The organism is Streptomyces hygroscopicus (genome assembly GCF_026168105.1).
In the GTDB taxonomy this organism is placed as follows: domain Bacteria; phylum Actinomycetota; class Actinomycetes; order Streptomycetales; family Streptomycetaceae; genus Streptomyces; species Streptomyces hygroscopicus_D.
Genome location: NZ_LBMW01000005.1, coordinates 16,681 through 29,367, shown reverse-complemented (window position 1 = coordinate 29,367; position 12,687 = coordinate 16,681). Strand labels below are relative to the sequence as shown.

Annotated in this window: 13 protein-coding genes; 6 read left to right on the top strand and 7 right to left on the bottom strand. The window is 70.4% G+C overall.

Annotation, left to right across the window (positions count from 1 at the left end; genetic code table 11):
* Nucleotides 1-45: 45 nt before the first annotated feature.
* Together AAW14_RS07170 and AAW14_RS07165 are read left to right on the top strand one after the other, a co-directional pair.
* Nucleotides 46-729 carry a GntR family transcriptional regulator gene (locus tag AAW14_RS07170; protein WP_265561087.1) on the top strand — a complete coding sequence of 228 codons (684 nt, stop codon included), beginning with the start codon at nt 46-48 and terminating at the stop codon, nt 727-729.
* Nucleotides 726-2,042, top strand: a complete 1,317-nt coding sequence (locus tag AAW14_RS07165) for an MFS transporter (protein ID WP_265561085.1) — start codon at nt 726-728, stop codon at nt 2,040-2,042. The genes AAW14_RS07170 and AAW14_RS07165 overlap by 4 nt, the downstream gene beginning before the upstream one ends.
* Before the next feature lie 94 nt (nt 2,043-2,136).
* Here the strand turns inward: AAW14_RS07165 and AAW14_RS07160 are convergent, their stop codons facing one another.
* Nucleotides 2,137-2,937 carry a carbon-nitrogen family hydrolase gene (locus AAW14_RS07160; protein WP_265561083.1) on the bottom strand — a complete coding sequence of 267 codons (801 nt, stop codon included), beginning with the start codon at nt 2,935-2,937 and terminating at the stop codon, nt 2,137-2,139.
* 180 nt (nt 2,938-3,117) lie between these two features.
* Here AAW14_RS07160 and AAW14_RS07155 point away from each other — a divergent pair, with 180 nt between their 5' ends.
* Entirely contained in the window at nt 3,118-3,942 is an 825-nt protein-coding gene (locus AAW14_RS07155; protein ID WP_265561081.1) for a maleylpyruvate isomerase family mycothiol-dependent enzyme, read from the top strand.
* 342 nt (nt 3,943-4,284) lie between these two features.
* On the opposite strand, the gene AAW14_RS07150 is transcribed toward AAW14_RS07155, so the two are convergent.
* Nucleotides 4,285-4,779 (bottom strand): LURP-one-related/scramblase family protein, encoded by a 495-nt coding sequence (locus tag AAW14_RS07150; protein WP_265561078.1) that lies wholly within the window; start codon nt 4,777-4,779, stop codon nt 4,285-4,287.
* The gene (locus AAW14_RS07145; RefSeq protein WP_265561076.1) at nt 4,776-5,774 is read right to left on the bottom strand and encodes a GlxA family transcriptional regulator; all 999 of its coding nucleotides are present in this window, start codon (nt 5,772-5,774) and stop codon (nt 4,776-4,778) included. Before AAW14_RS07145 ends, AAW14_RS07150 begins: the two co-directional genes overlap by 4 nt.
* Nucleotides 5,775-5,826: 52 nt before the next feature.
* Between AAW14_RS07145 and AAW14_RS07140 the strand changes: the two genes are divergently transcribed.
* On the top strand, nt 5,827-6,222 hold the full coding sequence (locus AAW14_RS07140; protein ID WP_265561074.1) for a cupin domain-containing protein: 396 nt from the start codon (nt 5,827-5,829) through the stop codon (nt 6,220-6,222).
* A 322-nt stretch (nt 6,223-6,544) separates the two neighbouring features.
* Complete coding sequence (locus AAW14_RS07135; RefSeq protein ID WP_265561072.1) at nt 6,545-6,748, top strand: hypothetical protein; 204 nt, start codon at nt 6,545-6,547, stop codon at nt 6,746-6,748.
* Here AAW14_RS07135 and AAW14_RS07130 read toward each other — a convergent pair.
* On the bottom strand, nt 6,739-6,951 hold the full coding sequence (locus AAW14_RS07130) for a hypothetical protein (RefSeq protein WP_265561070.1): 213 nt from the start codon (nt 6,949-6,951) through the stop codon (nt 6,739-6,741). The two genes, AAW14_RS07135 and AAW14_RS07130, sit on opposite strands and share 10 nt — an antisense overlap.
* Nucleotides 6,952-7,101: 150 nt before the next feature.
* Here AAW14_RS07130 and AAW14_RS07125 point away from each other — a divergent pair, with 150 nt between their 5' ends.
* Nucleotides 7,102-8,931 carry an NHL domain-containing thioredoxin family protein gene (locus AAW14_RS07125; RefSeq protein ID WP_265561068.1) on the top strand — a complete coding sequence of 610 codons (1,830 nt, stop codon included), beginning with the start codon at nt 7,102-7,104 and terminating at the stop codon, nt 8,929-8,931.
* Nucleotides 8,932-8,955: 24 nt separating this feature from the next.
* On the opposite strand, the gene AAW14_RS07120 is transcribed toward AAW14_RS07125, so the two are convergent.
* The 3 genes from AAW14_RS07120 to AAW14_RS07110 all read right to left on the bottom strand — a co-directional run bounded on the left by AAW14_RS07120 (nt 8,956) and on the right by AAW14_RS07110 (nt 12,603).
* On the bottom strand, nt 8,956-9,201 hold the full coding sequence (locus AAW14_RS07120; protein WP_265561067.1) for a DUF6458 family protein: 246 nt from the start codon (nt 9,199-9,201) through the stop codon (nt 8,956-8,958).
* A 119-nt stretch (nt 9,202-9,320) separates the two neighbouring features.
* Nucleotides 9,321-10,619 carry a M18 family aminopeptidase gene (locus AAW14_RS07115; protein ID WP_265561064.1) on the bottom strand — a complete coding sequence of 433 codons (1,299 nt, stop codon included), beginning with the start codon at nt 10,617-10,619 and terminating at the stop codon, nt 9,321-9,323.
* Between the two features lie 157 nt (nt 10,620-10,776).
* Entirely contained in the window at nt 10,777-12,603 is a 1,827-nt protein-coding gene (locus AAW14_RS07110) for an acyl-CoA dehydrogenase (protein WP_265561063.1), read from the bottom strand.
* Nucleotides 12,604-12,687 lie beyond the last annotated feature (84 nt).

The following is a 12,687-nucleotide window of genomic DNA, read 5'->3' as shown; positions in this document are numbered from 1 at the left end:
TGGACGTCCATCGGCATGCGTACGTGTTGTATCTATGATGTGCCCATGCCTTCCGCGCCCTCCGCCGTCCCCGCACCCGAGAAGCCGTCCCTCAAACAGCCGCCCGCCGCCGACCGTGTGTACACACATGTCAAACGGGGCGTCCTGGAGCGTCGTTACGAGGGCGGGACGCTGCTCACCGAGGGCGAGCTGGCCGAGGAGGTCGGGGTGTCGCGGACGCCGGTTCGCGAGGCGCTGCTCCGGCTGGAGGTCGAAGGGCTGATCAGGCTCTACCCGAAGAAGGGGGCGCTCGTCCTGCCCGTCTCCGCCCAGGAGATCGCGGACGTGGTCGAGACGCGTCAGCTCGTCGAGGAACACGCGGCCCGCAAGGCCGTCCCCGCCCCGGCGGGGCTGATCGCCCGTCTCGAGGACCTGCTCGCACGGCAGAAGGAGCAGGCCGCCGCCGGTGACCTCGCCGCGGCGGCGGTCACCGACCGCACCTTCCACGCCGAGATCGTGCGCAGCGGCGGCAACGAGATCCTCGCGCGTCTGTACGACCAACTCCGCGACCGCCAGCTGCGGATGGGGGTCGCCGTCATGCACTCGCACCCCGACCGGATCGCCAAGACACTCACCGAGCACGAGGAGATCCTTCAGGCCCTGCGGTCCGGCGACGCGGAGGCGGCCGTCGACCTCGTCCACCGGCACGTCAGCTGGTTCTCCCACCTGGCGCGGGGCGAGGTGCGATGAGCTCTCCGTCCATGAGCTCCCGCTCCGTGTCGCTGCCCGGTGATCCGCCGGGCGGCCGCCGTGCCGTGGCCGTGTGGGCCATAGGTGTCTCGGTCTACTTCGTCGCCGTCATCTTCCGTACTTCGCTGGGCGTGGCCGGGCTGGACGCCGCGGACCGCTTCCACGTCAACGCGTCGGCCCTGTCGACCTTTTCCATCCTCCAGCTCCTCGTGTACGCGGGCATGCAGATACCCGTCGGCCTGCTGGTGGACCGGCTCGGCACCAAAAAGGTGCTGGCCATCGGCGCCGTCCTGTTCACGGCCGGTCAGCTCGGGTTCGCATTCTCCCCTTCGTACGCCATGGCGCTCGCCTCGCGCGCGCTGCTCGGCTGCGGCGACGCGATGACGTTCATCAGCGTGCTGCGGCTCGGCACCCGCTGGTTCCCGGCCCGCCGCGGTCCGCTGGTGGCGCAGCTCGCCGGTCTGGTGGGCATGGCCGGAAACCTGGTCTCGACGCTCGTGCTGGCGCGGCTGCTGCACGGGCTGGGCTGGACGGCGGCCTTCGCCGGCAGCGCCCTCGCGGGAGTCCTCGTCCTTGTCCTGCTCGTCCTCTTCCTGAAGGACCATCCCGAGGGGTACGAGCCGGAGCCGTTCCCGCACCACGGATCGGCCTATGTCCGACGGCAGATCGTGGCGTCGTGGAAGGAGCCCGGAACTCGTCTCGGTATGTGGGTGCACTTCACCACGCAGTTCCCGGCGATGGTGTTCCTGCTGCTGTGGGGCCTTCCGTTCCTGGTACAGGCGCAGGGCTTGTCGCGGGCGACCGCCGGTGAACTCCTCACGCTGGTTGTGCTGTCGAACATGGTGGTCGGCCTGGTGTACGGGCAGATCGTCGCCCGGCACCACGCGGCGCGGCTGCCGCTCGCGCTGGGGACGGTCGGGGCGACGGCGTCGGTGTGGGCGGCCACGCTCGCCTACCCGGGTGCGCACGCGCCGATGTGGCTGCTGATCGTGCTGTGCGCGGTGCTCGGTGCCTGCGGCCCCGCCTCGATGCTCGGCTTCGACTTCGCCCGCCCGGCGAACCCGCCGGAGCGTCAGGGCACGGCCTCCGGCATCACCAACATGGGCGGTTTCATCGCCTCCATGACGACCCTGCTGGCGATCGGGGTGTTGCTGGATGCGACCGGCGACGACTACTCCCTGGCGTTCTCCGCGGTGTTCGTCCTCCAGGCGCTGGGCCTGAGCCAGATCCTGCGGCTGCGCAGGCAGGCGGCGCTGAGGGAGCGGGAGCGACTGGTGGCGAGCCGGGTGGAGACGGTGCACGTCCCCGCTTAGGCGGCCGGCGCCAGGCTCACGGAGGAGCGTGGTCCGCTTCCCCTGCGCCCGAGCCGGGCGCGGGCGCAGGGCGGCGGTGGGCGAGCCTCGGAGCCTACGGACGACGGCGCGGCGGCTCCAGACCCAGCACCCGGTCCTTCAGCGCCGGGAACTGCTCCCTCGTCGTCGCGACCTTCGCCGGATCGAGATCCACCGTGAGGACCTCCTCGTCGGCGCCCGCCTCGGCGAGGACCTCGCCCCAGGGATCCACCACGATCGAGTGACCCGCCTGCGGAACTCCCGCGTGCGTGCCGGCCGTTCCACAGGCAAGGACGTACGCCTGGTTCTCGACCGCCCGCGCCTGGGCCAGCAGTGTCCAGTGGGACCGGCGGCGCTCCGGCCAGCCCGCCGGGATCACGAGCGTCTCGGCCCCCGCGGCCACGAGTGAGCGGAACAGCTCGGGGAAGCGGAGGTCGTAGCAGGTGGCCACGCCGACGGTCGTCTCCGGCAGGCGTACCGTCACCAGCTCGGTGCCCGCGCCCATCAGCACGGCCTCGCCCTCGTCGAAGCCGAAGCGATGGATCTTGCGGTAGGCGGCGGCCAGCTCACCGGAAGGGGAGAAGATGAGAGACGTGTTGTAGAGGGGGCCATCGGGGTCGCGTTCCGGGATCGAGCCGGCGTGCAGCCACACGCCCGCGTCGCTCGCCGCCTTGGACATCGCCTCGTACGTCGGCCCTTCGAGCGGCTCGGCCTCGGTGCCGAACTCCTCGTAGGCGAACGCGCCGGTCGTCCAGAGTTCCGGCAGTACCACCAGGTCGACTCCGGCTTGATCCCGTACGAGGGAGGCGGCTCGCTGCCTACGCGAGTCGACCGATTCGTCCTCGTCCACCCGGATCTGGATGAGGGAGGCGCGCACAGTACCACCGTCCTGGCATTCGATGCATTCTCTTCAGGCCTACGATCGTCACACGAAAGCACTGCCGGGGTGCCTCACAGCAGCGTAACTTAACGTTCCAAGACACCCGCCGACAGCCGCCGCCCGTCGACAATGCCGTCACAACAGCCCGTGCACCGATCGCCCGAGGGGTCCCGTTCCGTGAGTCTGCATCCCACTCTTCAGCCCTACGCCGACGCCTGGACTCATTCGATCGAAGCGATATCCGAGTTGGTGCAGCCGCTCGTGGAGGGCGAGTGGAACCGGCGGACGCCCTGCCCCGCCTGGTCGGTACGCGACGTGGTCTCCCATGTCATCGGCATGGACTGCGAGATGCTCGGCGACCCGCGCCCGATCCACACGCTGCCGCGCGACCTGTTCCACGTGACGAACGAGCACCAGCGCTACACGGAGATGCAGGTCGACGTCCGCCGCCACCACACGGCCCCGGAGATGACGTCCGAGCTGGAATACACCGTCATCCGCCGCAACCGCCAGCTGCGGAACGAGTCGCGCGATCCGGACACCAAGGTGCGCGGCCCGCTCGGCAGTGAGCAGACCCTCGAAGAAGCCATGCGCTATCGCGCGTTCGATCTGTGGGTGCACGAGCAGGACCTGCGCGCAACACTGGGACGTCCGGGGAACCTGGACTCGCCGGGCGCGTACGTGACACGGGACGAATTGCTGGCCGCGCTGCCGAAGGTCGTGGCCGAGGACGCGGGGGCGCCCCCCGGTTCGGCGGTCGTATTCGACGTCCACGGCCCGGTCGAGTTCCTGCGCACGGTCCGTGTGGATGCGGAGGGGCGCGGTTCGATCGACGGCACGCCTTCGCTGGGCCCGGCGGTGTCACTCACACTGGACTGGGAGACCTATGTGCGTATCGCCTGCGGCCGGGTCACCGCGGACATGGTGGCGGACCGCATCAAGGCGGAGGGCGACCCGGAACTGACGGCAGCGATCCTGCTGGCGTTCGCGGTGACGAAGTAGGCGACGGAGCAGCGGAGTCCGGGGCCGAAGGAGCCTGACGGCCCGCGGGTAGGCGGGGTACGCGACCTTGCGGGTACGGGGGTACACGGCGGACCGCAGGGGGCACACGGGTATGCCACCGGAGCGGCCCCGGGGCAACGGCGGTGGCGGACGACAGGCGCGGTCATGGCCGCGCACGACCGGCTCTCCGCGCGGTCGAGTGTGCGGGATCTCGGTGGGCACGGGCACGGCGGACCGGGCTCGTCGTAGGCGCTTGTGTCGTGCGCTTGCTGTAGAGGGCGTCGGGCCGGCTCCGGGGACGCCGGGTCTCTCGGGCCCGGCGCCGCCCCGACGTGTCGCCGCTCAGTCCTCCCCCCGTTCCTTCTCCGCCAGGTGGATGACGCACACCGCGACCGCGATCAGCAACGCCGCGTCCGCGTCGTCGCGCACGATGTCGACTCCGTAGGTCTCGCGGATGGTCAGCCAGCGGCGGGAGATCTGCGCCAGCAGCTCCCCGTCGTAGTCGATGGCGAACTCGCGGTCGAGGATCTTGCCGCTGACGTCGAGTTCCGTGCCGTCCACGAGTGAGACCCGGTAGTGGTTGCGCAGTAGGGACAGGCGCTTGCGCTTGATCGTGGCCAGCGTGTCACCGTCGCGCTGGATGATCATGGTGTCGCGCAGCGCGAACATCTTCTGGTGGATGTCGATCAGGACGCGCCCCTGCGTGTCCTTCAGCTCGAATGTGTCCCGCAGCCGCATCGCCTTGCCGTCGACCAGGAACACCTTGTTGCCGTGCTGGTCCTCGATCCAGTAGTCGTCACCGAAGCCGAGGAGCCTGTCGCGTACGAGGAATCTCATACGATGAGAGCTTCCCCCGTGGCCGGCCCGAAACGCCGCCGGTAGGCCGACGGGCTGAGTCCGGTCTCGCGCCGCAGCCGCGCCCGCAGATTGGCGGCGGTACCGAGTCCGCTGCGTTCGGCGACCACGTCCAGCCGCTCCTCCCCGCGCTCGATCAGCCGGCAGGCGAGGGTGACCCGCTCCCCGGTCAGCCAGGCCAGTGGGGTGGTGCCGAGCTGCGCGCGGAAGCGGCGGTGCAGCGTGGCGGGGCTCACCGCGGCGCGCGCCGCGAGGCCGGCGACCGTGAGGGGCTCGCCCAGGCGCTCCTGGGCCCAGGCCAGCAGCGGGGCGAGCGACTCGTCCGGCACGTCGGGCACGGGCCGCTCCACGAACTGCCGCTGCCCACCGTCGCGGTGCGCCGCGAAGACCAGCCGCCGGGAGACGGCGTTGGCGATCTCGGCGCCGTGGTCGCGGCGGACGACGTGCAGTCCGAGGTCGAGCGCAGAGGCGCTGCCGGAGGCGGTGAGGATGTCGCCGTCGTCCACGAACAGCACATCCGGGTCCAGATTGACCTGTGGAAACCGCGCCCGGAACGACTCTGCCCACATCCAGTGGCAGGCCGCCCGCCGCCCGTCGAGCAGTCCCGCCTCGGCGATGGTGAACGCGCCCGAGCAGAAGCCGATCAGCCGTGCGCCCCGCGCGTACGCCCGGCGGACTGCGTCCAGGACCTCCGGGGAGCGCGGCATGCCGGTGTCCGGCCGGTTCGGCACGATCAGGGTGTCCGCGTCGTCGGCCGCGTCGAGCCCCGCGACGTCGGTGAGCGTGAAGAAGCCGTCCCGCATCCGGGTCGAGGACGAGGCCGCGCACAGCCGGAACTCGTACAGCTCCCGGCCGAGTTCGGGTCGTCGCAGGCCGAACACCTCGATGGCGCAGCTCATCTCGAAGGGGTTGGAGTTCTCATCGACGACGAGCACGACGCGGTGAGGGGGTGACACCTGAGAGGATCCTTGCGGCATATGCGATTTCTAGCACTCGTACGACCGGGTGGGCACCCCGCACGATGGCCGCATGGAACCCAAGGAACCCATCTCCCTCGCCACCGCCCTCGACTCGTTCTCCGAGCTGTGGAGCCCGCGCATCGTCACGGCCGTCAACGACTACGACGTACGGGTCGCCAAGGTCGAGGGCGAGCACCTCTGGCACACGCACGACCACACCGACGAGTTCTTCCTCGTCCTGGACGGCGAACTGCGCATCGCGCTGCGCGAGGCGGGCGGTGAGCGCACGGTCACGCTTCCCAGGGGCTCGGTCTTCACGGTCCCGCGCGGCACGGAGCACAAGCCGTCCGCCCCCGCCGGGGCGTCGATCCTGGTGTTCGAGCCGACCGGCACGATGACGGTCGGAGACCGCCACGAGGAGGTTCCGGGCCACGTGGACGCGACGACGGGGCACGCGCTGACCTGAGCCGCACCACGGGCGGGAGCGTCGCCGCCATTGCCCGGGGCGTCGCTCTCGGTGTCCGGAACGCGGGGCCGCGCCCGGAACGCCGGGCCGCGCCCGGAACGCCGGGCCGCGCCCGGAACGCCGGGCCGCGCCCGGAACGTCGTCCTCGGTGTCCGGAGGGTCGTGCTCACCGCCGGGAGGTTCGGCTTCACGGCCCCGGGGCCCGCTCCCGTCGGCCGATGCGTCGTTCTCACCGCCCGGAGGTTCGTCTCCGCCGCCCACCTCATCGTGCAGGGTGCGCCGGGCGCCAGGCCCGGGCCTGCCCGAACGTGGCTGAAAGCCGATGAACGCGGACGAGTCCCCCGCCGACGCGGACGAGTCCCCCGCCGACGCGGACGAGTCCCCCGCCGACGCGGACGAGTCCCACGCCGACGCGGACGAGTCCCCCGCCGACGCGGACGAGTCCCCCGCCGACGCGGGCGGGGGACTCGCACGCGGACCGCGAAGGGACCGTCGGTGGACTGCCGAGGACCGGCTCTACCGGTAGCCCTCCTGCATGTCGTCCTCGTCGTCGTCCCACGACGAACGCCGGTCGCTGCCGTTACGGCGCGTGTCGGGGTCCGACACGTCGGACCCGCTCATGTCCGGGTCCTGCCGGTCCCGGTCGCGGATCTCCTCCCCGGTGATCTCACCGTGCTCGCGGTCGCGGTCGCGGCGGCGCATCTGGTGGTCGTCGATGTCTCGTGGCATTGGAACTGCTCCCTTGCGCTGGCCCCCCTGTATGCGACGAGCATCTCTCCGTGACGGCATGTGCGCATCCGGTAAGACTCCGTGTGCGCACCGTCACCACGTTGTCCACAGGCTCACCGGCGCCACCGTCGCGGATGGCACCCTTGACCCATGAACGACTCCACACCGCGTCGCGTCCGTGTCCGCGCCCCCGAGCTGATCGGCCAGGGTGGCTGGCTGAACACGGGCGGAGAGCAGTACACCCTCGCCGATCTGCGAGGACGTATCGTCATCCTCGATTTCTGGACGTTCTGCTGCATCAACTGTCTGCATGTCCTGGACGAGCTGCGCGAGCTGGAGGAGAAACACCGTGACACCGTGGTGATCATCGGCGTGCACTCTCCGAAGTTCGTCCACGAGGCGGACCACCGGGCGGTGGTGGACGCGGTCGAGCGGTACGGGGTGGAGCACCCGGTCCTCGACGACCCGCAGCTCGCCACCTGGAAGCAGTACGCCGTGCGGGCCTGGCCCACGCTCGTCGTCATCGACCCCGAGGGGTACGTGGTGGCCCAGCACGCGGGCGAGGGCCACGCCCATGCGATAGCGCGGCTCGTCGAGGAGCTGGAGCAGGAGCACGCGGCGAAGGGCACCCTGCGTCGCGGCGACGGCCCGTACGTGGCACCGGACCCCGAGCCCACCACCCTTCGCTTCCCGGGCAAGGCGCTCCTGCTGCCGTCGGGGACCTTCCTGGTCAGCGACACCACCCGGCATCAGTTGGTGGAACTGGCGGCGGACGGGGAGACGGTCGTGCGCCGCATCGGTTCGGGTGATCGGGGCTTCGCGGACGGCCCGGCGGAGGTGGCGGGCTTCAGCGAGCCGCAGGGCCTGGCGCTGCTGGACGAGGACGCGGTGGTCGTCGCGGACACGGTGAACCACGCGCTGCGCCGCCTGGACCTGGCGACGGGCGAGGTCACCACACTCGCGGGCACCGGCAGGCAGTGGTGGCAGGGTTCGCCGACAGCGGGTCCGGCGCGGGAGGTGGACCTCTCGTCCCCGTGGGACGTGGCGGTCTTCGGCGGCCGGGTCTGGACGGCCATGGCGGGCGTGCACCAGCTGTGGACGTACGACCCGCGGACGGCCACGGTCGCGGTGGCTGCCGGCACCACCAACGAGGGACTGGTGGACGGTCCGGGTGCCGAGGCATGGTTCGCGCAGCCCTCGGGGCTCGCGGTGTCCGCCGACGGGGAGCGACTGTGGCTCGCGGACTCGGAGACGAGCGCCCTGCGCTGGGTGGACCGGGACGGCGCGGTCCACACGGCGGTCGGCACGGGGCTGTTCGACTTCGGGCACCGCGACGGCGCGGCCGAACAGGCACTGCTGCAGCATCCGTTGGGCGTGACCGCCCTGCCGGACGGCTCGGTCGCGGTCAGCGACACCTACAACCACGCGCTGCGCCGCTACGACCCGGTGACCGGTGAGGTGACCACGCTGGCGACGGACCTGCGGGAGCCCTCGGACGCGGTGCTCGTGGGTGAGGACATCGTGGTCGTGGAGTCGGCGCGGCACCGGCTGACCCGGCTGCGGCTGCCGGAGGAGGCGGTGCAGGTCGCCTCGGTCGCCCATCGGACTCAGCGCGCGGCGACCGAAGTGGCGCCGGGCGGGCTCCGGTTGGACGTGATCTTCCAGGCTCCGGCCGGCCAGAAGCTGGACACGCGCTACGGCCCGTCGACCCGTCTGCTGGTCTCCTCGACCCCGCCCGAGCTGCTGCTCAAGGGCGAGGGCGCGGACACGGACCTCACCCGCGAGCTGGAGCTGGACCCTTCCATACCGGAGGGTGTCCTGCACGTCTCGGCGATGGCCGCGTCCTGCGACGACGATCCGGCGAACGAGTACCCGGCGTGCCACGTCCACCAGCAGGACTGGGGCGTTCCGGTCCGCCTCGCGGAGGGTGGGGCGACCCGGCTTCCGCTGGTGCTGGCGGGCATGGTCGACACGGAGTAGGGCCGGGCGGGCGCCGCGACCGGGCTAGATCCCGTACCCGTCGCCGTACCCGTCCCGGTGATGGTGCCGCTCCTCCTCCACCACCGGTGTGGGCGGCATCACGACCCGCCTCCGGCGGGCGATACTGCTGAACGTTGCCACCCCGATCAGACCGACGACCATGAGGATGAAGCCGACCAGGTGCAGGTCGACACCGTTCATGTGCCAGTCGGTCGCGAACGCGAGAATGGCCCCCGCGGCTATCAGGATGATGCATCCACCCAGGCCCATGAGTACTGCCCTCCCTTGGGGGCCGGTCCTTCCGGCCCCGATCCGGGTACCCCGGAGATCGGGAGGCATGCGGAGGGGGTGGCGCCGCTCCTTCGGCCACCTGGGCGGCGGTTGGGCAGCTAGCCCTCCAGGAACGCCACCATCGCGTTCGCCAGCAGGTAGGGGTCGTCCGCGCCGCACATTTCACGGGCACTGTGCATAGACAGGATCGCCGCGCCGATGTCGACCGTCTTGATGCCGTGACGGGCGGCCGTGATGGGGCCGATGGTCGTGCCGCAGGGCATCGCGTTGTTCGAGACGAATGACTGGAAGGGGATGCCGGCCTTCTCGCAGGCAGCCGCGAAGACGGCACGGCCCGAACCGTCCGTGGCGTAGCGGTTGTTGACGTTCACCTTGAGGATCGGGCCGCCGTTCGCCCGCGGGTGGTGCGTCGGGTCGTGCCGCTCCGCGTAGTTGGGGTGGACGGCGTGCCCGGTGTCCGAGGACAGACAGATCGTGCCGGCGAAGGCACGCGCCCGGTCCTCGTACGAGCCGCCGCGGGCGAACACCGAGCGCTCCAGGACCGATCCGAGCAGCGGGCCGTCGGCGCCGGTGTCCGACTGGGAGCCGTTCTCCTCGTGGTCGAAGGCCGCGAGCACGGGAATGAAGGAGAGACCGGCGCCGGAGGCGGCCACGGCCGCCAGCGCCGCGGTGGCCGCGTGCACGGACAGCAGGTTGTCCATCCGCGGGCCCGCCACCAGCTCCTTGTCCCGGCCCAGATAGGACGGCGGCTCGACGGAGTGGGTCATCAGGTCCCAGCCCGTCACCTCGCCCGCGGCCAGGCCGAGCTCCTCCTGAAGGAACGCGATCAGATCGCCGTCGCGCACATCGTCGCCCAGGCCCCAGACCGGCTGAAGGTGACGCTGCTTGTCGAGCTTCAGCCCCTCGGACGACACGGAGCGGTCCAGATGGATGGCGAGCTGCGGCACGCGCAGCAGCGGTCTCTCGACGTTCACCAGGCGGGTCGAGCCGTCGCGCAGGGTCAGCCGGCCAGCGAGACCCAGGTCACGGTCCAGCCAGGAGTTGAGCAGCGGGCCGCCGTAGACCTCCACCGCGATCTGCCGCCAGCCGTGCGCACCGGCGTCCGGCCGCGGCTTGACCCGCAGATTCGGGGAGTCGGTGTGGGCTCCCAGGATCCGGAACGGTGTGTGCGGATCGGCGCCCCCGGGGACGTACCACGCGATGATCGCGCCCCCGCGCAGCACGTACCTTCCGCCGCTCGTCCCGTCCCACGCGTCCGTCTCCGCGACCTGTCGGAAACCGGCCTTCTCCAGCCGCTCGGCGGCGTTCGCCACGGCGTGGTAGGGCGTCGGGCTCGCTGCCAGGAAGGACATGAGGTCGTCGGTGTGGCCGCGGTCGAAGCGGGGACTTGTGCTCATGGGTTCACCTTAACGACGGACGAGGGCCCGCTCCCGATGATGGGAAGCGGGCCCTCGTAAGGGGGATGTGGAGGTTGGAGGGCTGATCGGACGGACAGGGTCCGGTCAGCCCCGCCACGGACGTCGGTGACGACGGGATCCCACGGCCGGGCGTGTCCTAGAACGCGGCCTCGTCCAGCTCCATGAGGTCCAGGTCCACACCCTCGGCCACCTTGCGGGCCAGGGTCACGCCCGGCAGGACGTTGGCAGCGAAGAACTTCGCCGCCGCGATCTTGCCGGTGTAGAACGCCTTGTCCTTCGCGGAGGCCGTCTGCAGCTTCTCGGCGGCGATCGCCGCGCCCCGCAGCAGCAGGTAGCCGACGATGACGTCACCGGAGGCCAGCAGCAGGCGGGTGGTGTTCAGGCCCACCTTGTAGATGTTCTTGACGTCCTGCTCGGTGGCCGCGAGGTCGGTCAGCATCAGGCCGACGATCGCCTCCAGCTCCACGGCCGCCTTGGCCAGGTGCTCGCGGGCGCCCGCCAGCTCCTCGCCGCCGGTACCGAGCGCCAGGAACTTCTTGATGTCCTCGGCGATCGAGTTCAGTGCGGTGCCCTGGTTGCGGACGATCTTCCGGAAGAAGAAGTCCTGGCCCTGGATCGCGGTGGTGCCCTCGTACAGGGTGTCGATCTTGGCGTCGCGGATGTACTGCTCGATCGGGTATTCCTGCAGGAAGCCGGAGCCGCCGAAGGTCTGCAGCGACTGGGCGAGCTGCTCGTAGCCCTTCTCGGAGCCGTAGCCCTTGACGATCGGCAGGAGCAGGTCGTTGAGGGCGTTCTCGGCGGAGGCGTCCTCGCCGTTCGCCTCCTTGACCGCGATCGCGTCCTGGATGGAGGCGGTGTGGAGGACGAGGGCACGCATGCCCTCGGCGTAGGCCTTCTGCGTCATCAGCGAGCGGCGCACGTCCGGGTGGTGCGTGATGGTGACCTTGGGCGCGGTCTTGTCCATGAAGTTGGCCAGGTCCGGACCCTGGACGCGCTCCTTGGCGTACTCCAGCGCGTTCAGGTAGCCGGTGGACAGCGTGGAGATCGCCTTCGTGCCGACCATCATGCGGGCGAACTCGATGATGCGGAACATCTGGCGGATGCCGTCGTGCTTGTCGCCGATCAGCCAGCCCTTGGCCGGGTGGCGGTCGCCGAAGGTCATCTCGCAGGTGTTGGAGGCCTTCAGGCCCATCTTGTGCTCGACGTTCGTGGCGTAGACGCCGTTGCGCTCGCCCAGCTCGCCGGTCTCGAAGTCGAAGAGGTACTTCGGGACGAGGAAGAGGGAAAGACCCTTGGTGCCGGGGCCGGCGCCCTCGGGGCGGGCGAGGACGTAGTGGAGGATGTTCTCCTCCATGTCGTGCTCACCGGAGGTGATGAAGCGCTTCACACCCTCGATGTGCCAGGAACCGTCCTCCTGCTGGATCGCCTTGGTGCGGCCGGCGCCGACGTCCGAGCCCGCGTCGGGCTCGGTGAGGACCATGGTGGAGCCCCAGGTCTTCTCGACGGCTATCTCCGCGATCTTCTTCTGCGCCTCGGTGCCCTCCTCGAAGAGGATGCGGGCGAACGCCGGGCCGGACGAGTACATCCAGATCGCCGGGTTCGAGCCGAGGATCAGCTCCGCGTAGGCCCAGATCAGGGACGGCGGGGCGGTGGTGCCGCCGATCTCCTCGGGCAGGCCGAGGCGCCAGTACTCCGAGTCCATGAAGGCCTTGTAGCTCTTCTTGAAGGACTCCGGGACCGGAGCGGTGTTCGTCTCGGGGTCGAAGACCGGCGGGTTGCGGTCGGCGTCCGCGAAGGACTCCGCCAGCTCGTTCTCCGACAGGCGGGTGAGCTCCTCGAGGATGCTCTTGGCGGTGTCCGTGTCCATCTCCGCGAACGGGCCGGTGCCGTACAGCTTGTCGCGCCCGAGCACCTCGAAGAGGTTGAACTCGATGTCGCGGAGATTCGACTTGTAGTGCCCCATGGCGACGGCTCCGTTAGAGGGATCGGCGAGGCACTGGCTCCTCGCATCTTGGTTCAGCTACCAACAAGTAGCTCCGATGATGCT